Below are 16788 nucleotides of genomic sequence, written 5' to 3'. Positions count from 1 at the left end.
TCCTCACTTTGTCATCCAAACATGCATCACAGAAAAGAGCTGCTCGAGTTTCAACGGCTTGCTGATATAATCAGACGCACCTGCTTCAAGACACTTTTCACGGTCATTCTTCATTGCTTTTGCCGTCAACGCGATAATCGGAAGATCAGTATACTCACCCATTCCGCGTATGCGCTGCATCGTTTCATACCCGTCCATCTCAGGCATCATGATATCCATCAGAATGAGGTTAATTTTTTTGTTAGCATCTAATACATCCAGACACTCCATCCCGTTGTTTGCGATCAGGATGTTCATCCCTTTTTGTTCAAGGGCCGTTTTCAATGCGAAAATATTTCGGTTATCGTCATCGGTAATCAGCACTGTTTTACCGTAGAACACGTTCTCTTCGTCAACAGCGATTGGCGGTTGTTCCGCTTCAGGTGTGGCAGGCACAATTTTAGCGGTTACTGGTGCTTCTGCAACAACGGCAGTTTGGCTGGATTGCTCTAACGCTGTTGCCACCTCGGCTGAAGCGCCAAGGAACGTTTGAACCGAAACACTTTCATCAGAAATACTTGGAATAAGAAGTTTAAACGTACTTCCTTTTCCTTCTTCACTTTGAAGTTGGAGTCTGCCACCTAGAAGTTTCGCAAACTCACTGCTGATCGATAGCCCAAGACCTGTTCCGCCGTATTTCCGGATCGTCGCACCGTCACCTTGCTGGAACGCTTGGAAAATCAGTTCATGCTTCTCTTTCGGGATCCCGATTCCAGTGTCTTTGATCGAGACTTCGAGCCAATAATCAACACCGTTATAGATTACGTCTGTCTGCACTTTTTTCACACCAACAGAAACAGATCCTTTTTCCGTAAACTTAAACGCATTAGACAACAGATTTTTCACAATCTGCTGGAAGCGTTTTTCGTCTGTCTGTAGAATAGTCGGTACATTTGGCGCCACATTGATCGTAAAGTTTAGTCCCTTTTGATCGGCAATATGAGTAAAGTTTCTCTCCAGGTTGGCTGGGAATTCACTTAGATTCACTTCACTTAGCATGATCTCCAATTTCCCTGCTTCCACTTTGGAAAGGTCTAAAATGTCGTTGATCAGATTCAACAGATCTTGTCCTGATGAATGAATCACTTTCGCAAACTCTAGCTCTTCTTCTGAAAGGGATTTACTGCTGTTTTCAGCCAGCATTTCCGATAAGATCAGGATACTGTTCAGTGGTGTTCTGAGCTCATGAGACATGTTGGCCAGGAACTCTGATTTGTACTTTGAGCCTGTTTCCAGCTGTGATGCCTTCTCTTCCAGCTCTTTCTTCGCGATCTCAAGAGCCTTTGATTTTTCTTCCGCGTCTTGAGATCGAGCTTCCAGCTGTTCGTTGATCATCTGCAGTTCTTCCGATTGCATCTGCAGCTCTTCCGATTGCGTTTGAAGTTCTTCGGATTGCGCCTGTAGTTCTTCTGTCATCGCTTGAGATTCAGATAACAATCTAGCAATTTCAATACGGTCGACCACTCGGTTGATCGTCAGACCGAACGTTTCTAAAACTTTTTTAATAAATGCAATGTGCTGCTCGGTGTATTCTGAAAGGCTCGCAAGCTCAATCACCGCAACGATCTCGTCTTCATGAACGATCGGTGCGATCAGTATACTTCTCGGTTTCGTTTCTCCGAGTCCCGAGGAAATTAACGTGTAATCGGCATCGATCTTGTTGATCACTTGTACACGTTTTTCTAATGCACATTGTCCGATAAGGCCTTGTCCAAGTTTGAAGCTATTACGCCCTACATCACCTGAAGAATCTGCGAAAGCTCCTTTTTGACGAATGTAACGTTCTCGTCCTTGCCTTCTTTAATATAAAAAGCACCATACGATGAATCCGTAATCTGTGCTGTTGCGGAAAGGAAGATCTCCGCTAGATTTTCGAGTGATGAGATGCCTTGGTTCTTGCTCACGACTTCTGTCACACTTCTTTGCAGCCAGTCGCGTTCTTCAAAAGAATTCAACAGTTCGTTTGTCGCGTCTCCCAAGTCTCGGATCTCATCGTTCGATTTCACATGAATTCGGCTGCTCAGATTTCCGCCGGTCGTCATCGCGCGAATGGTTTCTACTACCGCTTTAATCGTTTTAATGATAGATCCTGAAATCACCCAGGCAAGCGCAATTGACGTGATGATGACAAATGCGAGCAAGCTAAAAAGACCGATTTCTAAGTATCGATTTTGGTCGTTCAGCTGGTTTGCACGTTTTTGAGTAAGTTCTTTTTCATTGGCACGAAAAGACTCAAACTGTTGCAGAACTTGTTCTGTCTTTGATTTGCCAGGATCTTGTTTGAAAAATTCAGCGATGGCAGCCGTATCGTTCTGCTGCTTCATTTTAATTGGCGGATCACCTGCTACCGCAACCCATTCCTTAATGTTTTCATTAATACCAGCGATGTTTTTTTGCTGAGTCGGATTATCAGAAAGAAGCTCGTTCAGGGAGTTGTAGTCTTTCGTCCATTGAGAACGCGCATCATTATAAAGCTGGAGGTAACTTTCATCTCCGGTAATGATATAACCCCGTTTGTTCGTTTCCATCTTTAAAAGGTCCTTTTCAATCTGACTGGTAAGGTCCCTAACCGCAAAATCGTGCTGAATGATAAAGTTCCTCTCACCCTTCATCGTGTCCAGCTGATTCGTCACCGCAAGAATAGCCGCAATCAAACAAATAATGATGACAATGTAGCCAGTAATAATTTTCTGGCGAATCCCGAATCTAAAATTATTCATCCCCATATATTCCTGCCTTTTTTACAAAATATGTTTTATGCCTAATTATACTGCTTAATGTCGGATTAAGGTAGCTGGAAGACGCTTGGAATGTGCTGGGAAAATAAAAAACTAGATCCGCTGTAATCGGGACCTAGTTCTTTTCTGTATGTAACTGCTGAATATAATGCTGTGCGGATAACAATTTCAATCCTCTTAACGTATTCAATTGCTTCTCTACCATGGCAAGAGCCTCTTCTTTGTTGCCTTCAAGTCTTTTTTCTTCTGCCGTTAACCACGTTTTATAATCCTCGTCCGTTAATTGATTTTTGCAGGACGCGTAATCTACTGTTCGTCCCTCTTGAAAAGCAGCGACTGCAGAATAATACAAAATTAGATTGCTTTTTTCAAATCCGGTAAAAGCGCCTTGATGTCCGCCCATCTTTCTTGCTGCATAAAAAGCAAAAGCTGTGCGTACTTTTTGTGGGTTGTCTGTTTAATCTGCTGAAGCTTTTTTCAGCCTCGCTTTCACTCTCAAAAAAGAACGCAGCTAAAAACCTGTGATACGGCTGCTTTGATTTTTTTAGGTAACGTTTAACTTTTTCCACATCTTTTTGCCATAAAAGCGGATAAAGCTGCGCGAGAAGATACCATATGATGAACACGACGATGAGTGCGGCGAATCCCCATACAGGTACCTCAAAAGCTGCAAGCAGTATGGAGACGATAAATAATAGAAGATAAGCCCAGATCATGTTTTCTTTCCTTTCAAAGAACGTATATGACTTTTATTATGTCATAGATGCTTTTTTACGGTACGTGTTCTTATATTTATTACACGTTCGCGCAGTGGGAGGTGAGTTTCGCGCACAAATGTATCATTTTCGCTCACAAGGCACCTCGTTTCGCTCACCAGCATAAAAAACGCTCAAGATGTGCCTGTTGAACACACCTTGAGCCGCCCTAAAATCTCTATTTCAAAGACTTTCTCCAATTTTACGAACTGAAATCCCGGAATTTTCAATTGTTTTCCTGATTTTTTTCGCAAAACTTAGCGCATGTGCTCCATCACCATGAATACACACGGTATCCGCCTTAATATCAACGTCAACATCTTGCTGAGTCATCACTTTTCCCTCTTTTGCCATACGAATGACTTGTGCGACCGCTGCATCATCATCTGTGATTACAGCATTCGGAAGCTTTCGTGGAGTTAACGTACGATTTTCTTGATATGTACGGTCTGCGAAAACTTCTGAAGCTGTGCGAAGTCCTGCCCGCTCACCGGCTTTAACGAGCTCACTTCCGGCAAGTCCGAATAAAATCAGCTCGGGATTCACCTTATAAACAGCTTCAGCAATCGCTTCAGACAAATCCTTATTCACTGCGGCCATATTATAAAGTGCGCCATGCGGTTTCACATGCTGAATCGTTCCACCTTCTGCTTGTACAAATCCCCACAACGAACCGATTTGATAAATGACCATCTCATACGCTTCTTGAGCTGAGATGTCCATGTTGCGGCGGCCAAATCCAGCAAGGTCAGGCAATCCTGGGTGAACACCGATTCCAACACCATGCTCCAGCGCCAGCTTTACCGTTTTTCTCATCGTTGCAGGATCACCCGCGTGAAAACCGCAAGCAATATTGGCTGACGTTACATACTTTAAAATCTCTTCATCTGTTCCGAGTCTGTAAGCCCCAAAACTCTCGCCCATATCGCAATTTATATCAATGACATTCATGCAAAAACCTCCCGAAATTTAAACACATGTTTAATTTACCCCAACTGTACGACAAGTTTTATATATTGTAAAATGATTAGAAATACTAAAAAAGGAGGTGAGAAATATGGAGAAAGTATTAAATGAAATCCTAGTAAAATTACTCAGCATCGATAATAAAGTTTCTGATTTAGATAACAAAGTGACTAACCTAGATAATAAAGTAACACATCTGGATAATAAGGTTTCTAACCTAGATAACAAAGTGACAAACATAGAAACGGGTCAGCAACAGATTGTTACCAGAATGGATACACTTGAAACCGATGTAAAAGAAATAAAAGACACTGTCAATCGGATTGAAGTTAGCCAGAATGATGATGTGATCGCGTTGCTTAAAATGCAAAGACAAAAGCATTAACCTCTCATTTCGTGTGGATTGCTTCACAAAAAGTCCTCGATTATGTACTTCAAGAATTACTTCAAACATTCTCAAATCCTATAAAAATGAGGAAAGCCCCTTGAGAGCAAGGAGCTAATTTATTTTTAAGTAGATCAAACGCGCGATGTTTTCCGCTGTCGTTTCAACATTAATCGATCCATTCGCCAGTGCCTCTTTCAACGAAACCGCACCGTTCACCACACTGAACACCGCATCAATACCATGCTCAAAAACGGCTTCATAATCAGCACCGATGCTGCCAGCGATTGCGACAACAGGTACACCTTCAACTACTGCTTTCGCCCGTTTCGCCACACCCACCGGTGCTTTTCCATGAACGGTCTGCGAATCGATTCGTCCTTCCCCAGTAATGACAAGATCCGCATTACGAACGCTATCTTCAAATCCAATTACATCAAGCACAAGATCGATCCCGCTCTGCAGTTTTCCGTTTAAAAAGGCTACAACACCAGCTCCAAGTCCACCAGCTGCACCAGCTCCTGGCAACTCATCCACTGCAACGCCATGATTCCGTTCCACTACTTCTGCGTATCTTTTTAAACTGTTATCTAAAATGCCCACCATTTCAGGAGTCGCACCTTTTTGCGGTCCAAAAACAGCTGAAGCTCCGAGTGGTCCCGTTAAAGGATTCGTCACATCACATGCCACGTCTACTTTCACAGAAGCCAACCGCTCGTCAATTCCTGAAACATCAATCGAAAACAGCTCACCAAGCGCCTCTCCACCAGGCCGCAGCTCCTCACCGTTCACGTCCAGAAATTTCACTCCAAGTGCCAAGGCCATTCCTGCTCCGCCGTCGTTTGTAGCAGATCCGCCAAGACCTAGTACGATACGCTCTACTCCCCGATTTAACGCATCCAGAATCAGTTCCCCTGTTCCGCGTGTTGTCGTCACCAAAGGATTCCGCATCTCTCTCGGCACAAGGTGCAGACCGGAAGCAGCGGCCATCTCGATCACCGCCGTCTTCCCGTCACCTGTTACCCCGTAAAACGCATCCTCTTTTTCGCCAAGTGGTCCGGTTGCACGAAATTCCACAATCTTTCCGCCTGTCGCATCCACGACAGACCGAACCGTTCCTTCTCCTCCATCACCAACGGGAACGTGCAAGTATTCAGCATCTGCAAAAACTTTTCGGAATCCCGCTTCAACAGCCGTACAGACCTCAGCTGCTGTCATGCTTTCTTTAAACGAATCGGGAGCGATGACAATCTTCATTGCGTCCACCTTCTTTATTTTTTAATCCACATAAACTGATACGGTACGAGCTCTACCGATTCATCAACTGTATTCCCGCTCCATAAGTCCTGTCCCCCGAAAGGTAATTCAACATCGACCATTTCGTTCGAGGCGTTCATAACAAACAGCACCGTGTCTCCTGTTTCTTCATTTCTACGAACCAGTGCAAATACCTGCTCTCCAAGCTCTAAAATCAATTGTGCAGCAAACGGAGAAAACGCTGGTTCCTGCTGACGAGTTCGAATTAACTTCTTCAAGCCAGTAAACACTTTTTGACGACGAGTTGATGTCTCTAATTCAGCAACCAACTTTTCATACTGAAATTTTTCACGATTGATTCGGCGGTTGATGCCCGATGATTCCAAGCCTTCATAATCATTTTCAGATCCTAAAAGGGAGTGGTAATACACAGCCGGAACACCCATCACGGAAAACAGCACCGAATGAGCAGCAAGCATCTTCTGCACTTGAGCATCTTCACTTACATCTTCTTCTTCGTTAATGAGCGCGTCCATGTAATTGATGTTCAGCTCATAAGGAGATTCCGTTCCATCAGGATTACTTTTATACGAAACGCGACCACCGTTTCCTAACACTTTTTAGCTAAAGCTGTTCGCTCTTCTTCGGTTAGAATCCCTTCTGTCGGACGCATGCCGATCCCATCATGACTCGCTAAAAAGTTAAAATACGTTGCAGAGTCAGATATTTTTTCAATCGTTTTAGCCCATCCCGTCAACTTGCTCGCATCATGTGTTGTTAACGTGTGCAAAACAAGCGGTGGCAGCGAAAACTGGTACACCATGTGCGCTTCATTCTCGCCATCCCCAAAATAACTGATGTTTTCTTTATGAGGAACATTCGTCTCCGTAATCAACAGCGTGTTTAACTTTAACTCTTTTAAAATCTCATGCCACAACTGAATGATCGCGTGCGTCTGCGGCAAATGGATACAAGTCGTTCCAGACTCTTTCCACATGAAGCCAATCGCGTCTAAACGAATGCTTGTCCCGCCTCGATACGCATACTCGAGCAAAATATCAGTCATCTCAAGCAATGCAGGAAAATGCTTAAAGTTCACATCCACTTGATCTTCAGAAAACGTCGTCCAAGCCGTTTTTCCACCTTCGTACTCATGAAACAGTGGAGAAGTACGAGGACGCACAACGTTTGACGCATCAAAGCTTTCCTCGCGTGGAATAAAGTAGTTCGCATACTCAGGGTCACCCTTTAAATAACCTTGAAACCACTTGCTCGACTTAGACATGTGATTCGCTACAAAATCAAACATCAGGCGGTAGTCACCAGAAAAACGCTCGATATCTGTCCAGTCACCAAGATCCGGATGAATCTCACGGTAATCAACAACCGAGAAACCGTCATCAGACGTGTACGGAAACATTGGAAGCAAGTGAACGTCTGTAATTTCATTTTTCGCAAACTCATTTATGAACTTGTTTAACGTCTTTAACGTCGGCTCTCCCTCTTCTTTAATAATGTCGCCATACGTGATAAGATAGACGTTTTTTTCAGAAAGTGGAGCCGTTTCGCTCCACTTCTTCTCTTTCCAGTTCTCAGCAAGCTTCACAATCTCGCTTTTATATTGGGGTAAATAGTCTTCACCATAGATGGTTTTTAACAGATTCTCAACTTTTTCTGGAAAACTCATTTACACCTTCTCCTTCATTACGAACTTCAGTGTTACGTATCCTTTAGGACGAACTAACACGTCTCCTTTAACGTCAATCGCGCTTTTCTCGTTCAATTTCGTTTGCGCCATAGACTGGATGTGTTCACTCGAAATGTTCACCGTTTGTTCTACATCAGTCGGATTGAACAATCGCAAAATCACCGAATTGTCGTCATGCGCTTTTTTCATAGAGCTTAAGTAAACGTCCCCCATTGCTTCTAGGAAACTAAACGTAGCAGGCAGCGCATCGACCGGATATGGAATCTCAAAGCGATCGAGTCTCTCTTCAAATGTGTTTAGAGACTGCTTCTGATAACTCACACTGTGACAGCGATAATCATCAACAAGTTTAAACAACTGTTTAACATCATGACCTTTCCCAAGATGAATCGCATACTCAAACGTCATCTTCGTCTGCATCTGAGCGTCAGGTGTTGTCACCACTTTGTTGTTGATGCCTGAGGCCCGACCAGGTCTCCACGCTAAGTTATCCTTCCCTAGCAAACCAACACTTCGGAACAGCGTTAACGCAAACTCACCTGTTTCTTTGATCAGCTCATATTCCTTGATTCCTTTTGTCACGACAGCCGCTGTCAGCTCTCCGTTCGTCACTCCTGCTAGGTTTTCTAAAGGATAGATCGGCACTGGCGCTTCAGCAAACTTTTGCTCTTTCCAGTTCTCCATATATGGATTAACCGTCGGACGCTGAATCAAGCTAAAGCCTTGATCGCCAAATGAATGCTCTGGTGCTTCAACAGAAGTCTGAACCAATACGCGGACGCGGTGATCTTTTACATCATTTTCGATGTCATGCGTAACACGGATAAAGTCTTCACCACTTCGAAGTTCAAAACGCGTCACGATCGCTAGATTTTTTGTTGCCTGTCCTTCTTTTCGCTCCTCTAGATCGCCAGGCACCTGCAGCACATGAACCACTTCCATGAACTCGGTCCCTGAGCTTCCCTCTACATACACAGACTCCAGCGCTTTAGAGTAGATCGCTGAGTCGCCTTCAAGTGGTGAGAAGTCATAAGAATCCCCTGCATCCGCTACATTTTCGAACTTCATAAAATCTGAAATTGTCTTCTCTAGAGATTTTACGATGAGATGAAGCTGACCATCTTCCTCATAAATGGAGAAGTATTCATTCTCTATTAAACGGTTGTTTAAAAACTTAGGATCTACAACCTCGTTTTCACAGCCATCTTCAACGACTTCAAACGTGTCATAACCCATCGCAGGCAGCTTAACATCACTTAAAAGCACTTCGTTTCGGTAATAACCAGGCGCTTCTACTTCTTTTTCGCCTTCTGCCGTTACAACGATCGTCTTTCCACCAGAAATGTATTCTTGGTTCAGCACATGAAGCTCAACCGCATTCTCGTCTAAATCACGAACACCAAATCCTTTTTCCTTAGTAAAAAGAACGATCTTCTGTGAACCTTCAAAGCTTTTAGGCAGCAGATGGAAAAGAACAAAAATAGAATCCTTACCAAGTTTACGGCTAACTGCTTCTGTCATCTGTTTTTTGAGCAGATTTAAGCACCCATCAGCCATACGAATTACTTTTGTCAGTCTGTTTACAATCTCTTGGTTTGTGTCATCCGAATTACAGCCGCCGATACTGTCATGCGCATGCACGTCGAAAAGCATCTTCCACATCTCATCAAGCCACTTCTGTGGATACTTAAAACCGAGCGTACTCGCAAAACTTGCTAGAGGTTCAAGCTCGTAGATCACTTTTTCTTCCGCGATGTCATTCAGCTTTTTAATGTCATAACGCTGTGATCGAATCGTATTGTGGATACGAGATTTTTGAGTCGCGATCAATTCACCTTCGATCACGTTCTCAAAGTTGCCCGTCTCCCACGTGTCTTTCATAAACGTTTCATAGTCTGAAAGCATATACTCGTGCTTTTGGTCTTTTTCGTTCAGCTTCTTCACCGTTTCAGGAAAATGCTCACGAACGAGGACTTGGTCACCGCCCGCTGGCAATAACAAGTTGTCCGTGCTTCCGTTCATGTCTGCCATTTTTTCTAAGATCGGAAGCAAACGTTCTTCCATGTATTCAGAGTCATCCGATAAAAACTTCCCAGGACCGTAGCCGAAGTAGATGTTGTTCGCCTTCACGCCCTCGCCGTCCGGGGATTTCCACGTAAAATTCAAGTTTCCGTTCAGCTGGTCCGTATAAATTCCCCGCTGCAGCACGCTATAATCGATATCAAACTCTTTGAACATCGAAGGCAAATATGTGTTCTGACCGAAAATATCTGGCAGGTATCCGACATTCATCGAGTGCCCCATTTTTTCAGCGATACGCGTTCCATACATTAAGTTACGAATCAACGACTCTCGGTTCACAAGGAGTGAATCCGCCTGTGTGTACCAAGGTCCTACGAAAATACGCTTATCTACAATCAAACGGCTCAAACGCTCTTTTTCTTCAGGACGAATTTTTAGATATTCATCGATAATTGAGCTCTGCGCGTCAAACACATAGCCTGTATATTCAGTATCGTTCTCCATTACATCCATCAATCGGTCCATGTTTTCAACGAGTAAAAGGTTCGAATCTTCTATTGTAAAATACCACTCGCGATCCCAATGCGAATGCGGTACGACATACACTTTTTTCTGTTTCATGCTGGTTCCCTCCCAAGTTGCTTGCTCCACTTTTAATGAAAAGAGGGGTCATCTTTTTACAAGATGCGCCCCTTTTTTTATTTTTTATTAAAAACTTGGTGTGATCGATGCTTTAGCGATTCAAGCGCACTGTGTCAGTAGGCTGCTTGTGATCGTTTACGGTACGTGTTCTTTAATCTGTTACACATTCGCTCAGTCAGGGGTGGTTTTCGCTCACAAAGTCCTCTGTTTTGCTCAATGAGACCTTCGTTTCGCTCACAACTTTCCCCGTTTCGCTCCGTAAAACCCTCGTTTCGCTCACAACGGTAAAATACCCGCTCACACCGCTTAATTTGACGCTTTAAAATCAGTAACAAGAGGCTCACATTCTCTTTCTAATCAGAATCGGCTCACTTTTATATAAATGAGCCAAATTAATTTTCAAAATGTGCGCTTCCCACGGGATTTATGCTTGTCTCTCTTTTTTCTTTAAAATCGCAAAACGTACAAAGATGTTTGCAAATGCGATGAACGCTGCACCTACGACTAACCCTAAAAGGTAAGCCCAAAGGTTCTCAACGAGCGGCCAGCCCCAGATCGCTGGAAGTGGCAGCCATTGAACAGCTCCTAACAAGACAGCCGTACTCGCGCCAAGGATCGCACCAATAATGTTGATTGGAATCGTGATCAACGGGTTACGAAGCATGAACGGAATCGCACCCTCAGAGATGGCAAGGAATCCAAGTAGTAATGATGTGTTACCCGCTACACGAAGATCAGCCGGGAACACACGACGGCCAACCACATATTTATCGATAATAACAGCTAGTCCAAGTCCGATCGGCGGAATAACGATGGCAAGAACACGAGCCGTCAACGGATACACCTCGTCAGCTGCAAGCCCGATTGCGATCGCACCCGCCGCTTTATTGATTGGTCCGCCTAAGTCAAAGGCAGTTGCAGAAGCAATAATCGATGCAAGAACAACATCACCTGTCCCTTGTGCTGACTCGATCCAGTTGCGTAGTACAACATTAAGACCACCAAACACAGGGTCTACAATGTAAAAGTTTAAGAAGAAAATCGATAAAACTGAAATGGCTGGGATGATGAACATCGGTTTCATCGCAGCTAAGTTTTTGTTTAACTGTATTTTACGGTTTAAGAAACGAGCGATATAACCCGCGGCCAAACCAAGGATCAATGCACCTAAGAAACCAGATGGAATCCCTTCAGGGTTGTTCCAGAACGTGTAATGAAGCCCGCCAGCAAAAGCTCCTCCGATAAATCCAGCAACAAGACCTACACGGTCAGCCAATGAATAAGCAACAAACGCTGCAAATATCGGATACATGAATTTGAATATTAAAGCCCCAAACTTATCTAAATGATGCAAAATAACGAAAAGTTCATTTGAATGTGTGGCGTACTTTGGATCTCCTAGTTCATTAACGAGCCCGAATGGCATCGCACCTAGCTTCGCAATCCCCATCATAAGACCGCCGGCAACGATAACCGGAATCATGTACGAGATCCCTGTCATTACGGCTTGGACCATGTCTTTAAAGAAGCCGCCGCCGTTTGATTGTGTAGTGGATGATTCTTCTTCACTACCTGCTTCAACCAGGCCATCCGGCTGGTTAAGTGCTTTTTGAATCATGTCTTTCCCTTTTCGTAAAGGTTCCGCAACACGTGTTTGCACATAAGCTTTCCCGGCAAAACGTTCTTTTCGTTTTGGTGCGATGTCGGTAGCGAAGATGACTGCGTCTGCGTTTTTGATCACATCAGCCGTTAATTCATCTTCAATTCCGTTCGCCCCTTGCTTTTCAACAAGAACTCTTACGCCTAGTTCTCGGCCCGCTTTTTCTAAAGCTTCAGCTGCCATGTACGTATGCGCGATCCCTGTTGCACAAGCGGTCACGGCAACAACTGTTCTCGTGAACTCTTTTTCAGCTTGCGCTTCTGTCTTTTGTTCAACATCCAGTCTGTTTAAAAACTCTTCTGGTGTTGCTGCGGCCATCAAACCTTCTAAGTAGCCGTCACGCATCAAGTTTGTGCTTAGTGTAGACAATACTTTTAAATGCGTTGTGCCAGCTTCACGTTCTGGAATGGCGATCAGGAAAACGAGCTGCACTTTATTGTTCGGATCGATGCTTTCCCAATCCTCGAGTGGCGTTTTTAAACGCGCAACAGCAAAAACGGCTTGTTTTACCGTTGAAGATTTACCGTGCGGAATGGCTAAACCTTTTTCCAATCCTGTCGGCGATTGTTCTTCACGCTTTAAAACCGCTTCCAATAAAGCGTCTTCAGATTCTATATAATCTTGCTTGTTAACCTTTGAAATTAGCTGTTTGATCACTTGCTCTTTATTTTGAGCATTAACATCGAACAGAACTAAATTCGGATGGGTCATGTTTCTAAGTTCCATGACATTCACTCCTATCTTCCCTATTATGAAAACACTTTCAAATATCTATACTTTATTTGTAACATGAAAGTAAGCGTTATCTTTGTACAGAGTCCGTACATTTGTACAGAATGAAAAATGGGCTATACTATAGGAAAGAAGCGTTCGGAAAAGAGGAAGTGCAAACATGGGGAAGTTTCTAGATCATTTCGGAAGCCATTTGGCCGACCTTACACCAACCGAAAAACAAGTACTCTATTACATAGACAATCATATAGATGAAGCGAAAAAATATTCGTTAACTGAGATCGCCAAAGTAAACAACGTGAGCACCACAACGATCGTGCGCATGTCTCATAAACTCGGACTCGAAGGATTCTCAGAACTTAAATACATGCTGAAAACGATTGAGAACCAACAGAAGTTGTTGGATGACAATCCCGTTGACCGGTATAAAGACGAATTTGTATCGTCGTTTGAAACCATTCAGACGCGTGAGCTCGAAAAATTGAGTGAGAAAATCGTGAACGCAAAGCGCGTAATCGTCGTTGGCGTCGGTCTTTCTAAGATGATGGCCGAGTATTTTAGCAAATTGCTCATGCAGACGAATAAACAAACTCACTATACGTATGAGTCACACATGATCGACCTGCTGCCAAACATGGTCGAGCCGAATGACCTTGTTTTCTTCATCTCATCTAGTGGAGAAACGAAAACGCTGGTGCAAGCCGCTGAAAAGCTCACATATAAAGTGGTAGATACAGCTGCGATAACCAACTCATCAGACTCTACTTTGGGTAAGATGGTGAAAACAAACTTGAGCATGACAGTCGGCCGTGTGAAGTTCGCAGGCTACGATATTACCGCAAGATCCACCCTGATGCTGCTGATTGATCTATTGTTTGAGAGTTATTTGAAGAGAAGTGTGAAGTGAAAGGACTGTCTAGTGGGACAGTCCTTTCTTAATGGGAGGTATTTTTATCACCCAATACCGCTACCCCGATAAGATTCACCTTGATGCTGCTGATTGATTGTTGATTTGACCCAAGTGTAAAGGTTGTGTTTTACGGTACGTGTTCTTATATCAATTACACGTTCGCGCAGAATTCACTCCGTTTCGCTCCAACTAGGCTGTGTTTCGCTCCGAATCGGTCAAGTTTCGCCCCAACGACCTTCCGATTCGCTCAATGGAGTTCTAGTTTCGCTCAGAGCAATACCCTAGCAGCCAATGAAGGATCAATTTCAAGCCTTATAAGCAGCATCTAAAACGAAAAACTTGCTACAAAATTCAATGAACATACCTTTTAGTCAGCTTTCACCCTTAATTACGGTATTTGTTCCTGTTTTTATAAGTTAGCTGAGTATTTTAACTACTTTCCAGCCCTGCCTCCACCACTCTCGACCGCCTACCAACAAACAAACAACTTAAAAATATGTTAAACTACTCATTCAACCAAAAAACATAACTTTTTCCAATAAAATCATCTATTATAGAAGGAAGAGTATTTTTTAAGGACGTGAACAATGAAAAAGCATATACCGAACTTATTAACTTTAGGAAATTTGTTTTGCGGGTTTCTATCCATTGGATACGTGACAAACGGTGATATTCGAAATGCAGCTATCCTAATTTTTATCGCGATGATGCTGGATGCCGTTGACGGAAGAGCAGCGAGGATTTTAGGCGTTTCAGGTAACCTGGGTAAAGAACTGGACTCACTTGCAGATGTTGTTTCTTTTGGCGTAGCACCTGCATTTTTTGTAGCAAACACGTATTTCTTGAATCTGGGCATGTGGGGATTCCTTCTTGCTGGTCTGTTCCCGTTGTTCGGAGCATATCGTCTTGCCCGATTTAACATCACAGATTCAGAAGAGTCTATGAAATATTTTAAGGGGATACCTATTCCGTTAGCGGGCGGTATCGTAGTCTTCTTAGTCTTTTTTGTAAAATGGATTCCGCTTTGGATTTTTGTCCTTCTCTTTTATGGACTAGGCCTTTTGATGGTAAGTACGATAAAGATCCCAAGCTTCAAGGACATTCCGATGCCACGATACGGTACCATCATTTCATTATTTCTGTTCTACATGTTTTACCTTGTGGCAAAGAACCAGTTTGAAAGCGTACCGATCTTCTTCTATGTCGCTTTAGCTACGTATTTCTTATTTATCGGAGTTCGTTTCATTAAAGTTAAAGAAATTAAGATTAGAAGACCACGCCGACCTCGTCGCAACAAAAGAAGACGGTTTTAATTTAACGCACTATTCCTTTCCAGATACTGACCTTTCAGTATCTGGTTTTACTTTTGAACAAAAGGATGAATAAACATGGATTCTCTACTATTCGGATTGTTATTTTTTATTCCTGGCACTGCTGCTTTCCTTTGGATTTTATTTAAATATACAGAGCAAGAACATCAAAAGGAGCTCGAAAAATACGCTTGGTTTCGTGAAGACAAAAGGAATTGGCAGTGGGATTCTGATTTTGCTCTTTTTACGAAAATAGCGGAAAAGTCGTTTATTATCACGAAGATTATTATGCTGTTGCTCGCCTTAATTCCTGTGGTTGTAGGCGTATTTGGCCTATGTGCATATTTCTTATAAACCTATCATCTTTTCCACTCTCGCATCATATAATGTCCTAATAAGAAAAACATGTACTTTGTGAAATGGACAAATCATGTTTGAGAGGAGAGACGTTATGAGCAACTACCCGAATCTTAGGGAGTTTTATGAAAAAGTCCCCATTTTGATTGGAGAGAAAGATCGAGCTGCTCTTTTAAAAAAGCAGAGGAAGATGATGCACTCGAAAGTTCCACACACTGGCTGATTGCAATGGAAGGCAGTGAAAAGCAACAGGACGTCTATCACTGGAAGGTGCTTATCTACCCATCCCAAACGAAAAGTGTGCACTGCTATAAATCGCCTTACTACTCATCACAGCACTTCGCATCGATATACGACGCGATTGACTACTCAAACGAGCTTAGTCAAAAGGCACAGGAAGACCTGCTGAGTACCATCGAACAACATGCCCTACAAAGAGAAGCATAACTCGATTTACCCTCGCTTTTTCTTTTTACCCTGGATTGTGAAATAGTGTACATAGGCTACAACAATACCATAAGCAACGCAACAATGAAGTGGATCATCAGCCAGTTCATTTTTATTATGTCTTTTACCAAAAAAGTGCAGACGACTACATATAACAAACGTATAGTAAAAAATAAGCTATTACTTTTTTGAGATGAGGATGAAGATGGATTACATAAAGTATGTCAGAAGCATGGTGGGACACTCCAAGATCATTACGGTGGTTGCAGGGGCTTTCGTGTTCAATAAAGAAAATGAGTTGTTGCTGAACAAACGCAGTGACAATGGTCAATGGGGCTTACCAGGCGGTTTTATGGAGCTCGGAGAAACCGTGCAAGATACAGCTAGACGAGAAGTGTTTGAAGAAACAGGACTAAAGCTCGGCAAACTCGAGCTGTTTGGCATTTATTCCGGGCAACGCTTCGATAAAACGTTCCAAAACGGTGACCAAGTTTCCATGGTGAAGCACGTATTCACCTGTCATGAATACTCAGGTGATTTGCTTACGCACAATTCAGAATCCATGGATAACCAGTTCTTCCCGACCGATCAGCTTCCTGAGAACCTTTTTACTGATCACATTGAGGTGATTCAGGATTTCTTATCTGGTCAAGAAAGACCTATAGTTAAATAGATAATGCAACAGCATTACTCCAACAGCTCATTACCGTACTCTCCGCTATTAGCCTTAAATTTGCTCTCTGTACCATAAAATAAACAAAAAAGCTTTCAACCCTATGTTCATAGGGTTGAAAGCTTTTTCCTTCATTACAGCGTAAAGGACATTAGTTTATTCCATTCCATTGACTTTGGTTTCTAGA

At 43.0% G+C, this 16788-nt stretch carries 12 protein-coding genes and 1 pseudogene; 5 read left to right on the top strand and 8 right to left on the bottom strand.

What is annotated here, in order from left to right; all coding sequences use genetic code 11:
• Positions 1-3: 3 nt before the first annotated feature.
• The 4 genes from ACEWFH_RS04405 to ACEWFH_RS04390 form a co-directional block, all read right to left on the bottom strand.
• Complete coding sequence (locus tag ACEWFH_RS04405; RefSeq protein WP_473727209.1) at positions 4-1740, bottom strand: ATP-binding protein; 1737 nt, start codon at positions 1738-1740, stop codon at positions 4-6.
• A 32-nt stretch (positions 1741-1772) separates the two neighbouring features.
• Positions 1773-2759: a CHASE3 domain-containing protein gene (locus ACEWFH_RS04400; protein ID WP_473726274.1), complete on the bottom strand. Its 987-nt coding sequence runs from the start codon at positions 2757-2759 to the stop codon at positions 1773-1775.
• Positions 2760-2892: 133 nt separating this feature from the next.
• Positions 2893-3180: a hypothetical protein gene (locus tag ACEWFH_RS04395; RefSeq protein WP_473726273.1), complete on the bottom strand. Its 288-nt coding sequence runs from the start codon at positions 3178-3180 to the stop codon at positions 2893-2895.
• 535 nt (positions 3181-3715) lie between these two features.
• Positions 3716-4483, bottom strand: a complete 768-nt coding sequence (locus tag ACEWFH_RS04390) for a LamB/YcsF family protein (RefSeq protein WP_473726272.1) — start codon at positions 4481-4483, stop codon at positions 3716-3718.
• 106 nt (positions 4484-4589) lie between these two features.
• Between ACEWFH_RS04390 and ACEWFH_RS04385 the strand changes: the two genes are divergently transcribed.
• Positions 4590-4883 carry a hypothetical protein gene (locus ACEWFH_RS04385; RefSeq protein WP_473726271.1) on the top strand — a complete coding sequence of 98 codons (294 nt, stop codon included), beginning with the start codon at positions 4590-4592 and terminating at the stop codon, positions 4881-4883.
• A gap of 114 nt (positions 4884-4997) precedes the next feature.
• On the opposite strand, the gene ACEWFH_RS04380 is transcribed toward ACEWFH_RS04385, so the two are convergent.
• From ACEWFH_RS04380 to ACEWFH_RS04365, 4 genes and pseudogenes are all read right to left on the bottom strand, one after another.
• Entirely contained in the window at positions 4998-6140 is a 1143-nt protein-coding gene (locus ACEWFH_RS04380) for a glycerate kinase (protein ID WP_473726270.1), read from the bottom strand.
• Positions 6141-6154: 14 nt separating this feature from the next.
• A pseudogene (locus ACEWFH_RS04375) lies at positions 6155-7827 on the bottom strand (alpha-amylase family glycosyl hydrolase).
• Positions 7828-10491 carry a glycoside hydrolase family 38 N-terminal domain-containing protein gene (locus tag ACEWFH_RS04370; RefSeq protein ID WP_473726269.1) on the bottom strand — a complete coding sequence of 888 codons (2664 nt, stop codon included), beginning with the start codon at positions 10489-10491 and terminating at the stop codon, positions 7828-7830.
• A gap of 445 nt (positions 10492-10936) precedes the next feature.
• Positions 10937-12898 carry a fructose-specific PTS transporter subunit EIIC gene (locus ACEWFH_RS04365; RefSeq protein ID WP_473726268.1) on the bottom strand — a complete coding sequence of 654 codons (1962 nt, stop codon included), beginning with the start codon at positions 12896-12898 and terminating at the stop codon, positions 10937-10939.
• Between the two features lie 166 nt (positions 12899-13064).
• Between ACEWFH_RS04365 and ACEWFH_RS04360 the strand changes: the two genes are divergently transcribed.
• The 4 genes from ACEWFH_RS04360 to ACEWFH_RS04345 all read left to right on the top strand — a co-directional run bounded on the left by ACEWFH_RS04360 (position 13065) and on the right by ACEWFH_RS04345 (position 16601).
• A complete protein-coding gene (locus ACEWFH_RS04360) occupies positions 13065-13811 on the top strand; it encodes a MurR/RpiR family transcriptional regulator (RefSeq protein WP_473726267.1) in 747 nt (248 codons plus the stop codon).
• 590 nt (positions 13812-14401) lie between these two features.
• The gene (pssA, locus tag ACEWFH_RS04355) at positions 14402-15127 is read left to right on the top strand and encodes a CDP-diacylglycerol--serine O-phosphatidyltransferase (RefSeq protein ID WP_473726266.1); all 726 of its coding nucleotides are present in this window, start codon (positions 14402-14404) and stop codon (positions 15125-15127) included.
• A 75-nt stretch (positions 15128-15202) separates the two neighbouring features.
• On the top strand, positions 15203-15478 hold the full coding sequence (locus ACEWFH_RS04350) for a hypothetical protein (RefSeq protein ID WP_473726265.1): 276 nt from the start codon (positions 15203-15205) through the stop codon (positions 15476-15478).
• 655 nt (positions 15479-16133) lie between these two features.
• A complete protein-coding gene (locus ACEWFH_RS04345) occupies positions 16134-16601 on the top strand; it encodes an NUDIX hydrolase (RefSeq protein WP_473726264.1) in 468 nt (155 codons plus the stop codon).
• Positions 16602-16788: the final 187 nt, after the last annotated feature.

The organism is Fictibacillus sp. EA-CB0309, assembly GCF_055814265.1.
This window is presented reverse-complemented; position numbering and strand designations above follow the sequence as displayed.

Bases quoted from the DNA above. Each gene is read 5' to 3' on its own strand.
- ACEWFH_RS04400 (WP_473726274.1), bottom strand. From the start codon at position 2,759: ATGAATAATTTTAGATTCGGGATTCGCCAGAAAATTATTACTGGCTAC.
- ACEWFH_RS04395 (WP_473726273.1), bottom strand. From the start codon at position 3,180: ATGGGCGGACATCAAGGCGCTTTTACCGGATTTGAAAAAAGCAATCTA.
- ACEWFH_RS04390 (WP_473726272.1), bottom strand. From the start codon at position 4,483: ATGAATGTCATTGATATAAATTGCGATATGGGCGAGAGTTTTGGGGCT.
- ACEWFH_RS04385 (WP_473726271.1), top strand. From the start codon at position 4,590: ATGGAGAAAGTATTAAATGAAATCCTAGTAAAATTACTCAGCATCGAT.
- ACEWFH_RS04380 (WP_473726270.1), bottom strand. From the start codon at position 6,140: ATGAAGATTGTCATCGCTCCCGATTCGTTTAAAGAAAGCATGACAGCA.
- ACEWFH_RS04370 (WP_473726269.1), bottom strand. From the start codon at position 10,491: ATGAAACAGAAAAAAGTGTATGTCGTACCGCATTCGCATTGGGATCGC.
- ACEWFH_RS04365 (WP_473726268.1), bottom strand. From the start codon at position 12,898: ATGGAACTTAGAAACATGACCCATCCGAATTTAGTTCTGTTCGATGTT.
- ACEWFH_RS04360 (WP_473726267.1), top strand. From the start codon at position 13,065: ATGGGGAAGTTTCTAGATCATTTCGGAAGCCATTTGGCCGACCTTACA.
- pssA (WP_473726266.1), top strand. From the start codon at position 14,402: ATGAAAAAGCATATACCGAACTTATTAACTTTAGGAAATTTGTTTTGC.
- ACEWFH_RS04350 (WP_473726265.1), top strand. From the start codon at position 15,203: ATGGATTCTCTACTATTCGGATTGTTATTTTTTATTCCTGGCACTGCT.
- ACEWFH_RS04345 (WP_473726264.1), top strand. From the start codon at position 16,134: ATGGATTACATAAAGTATGTCAGAAGCATGGTGGGACACTCCAAGATC.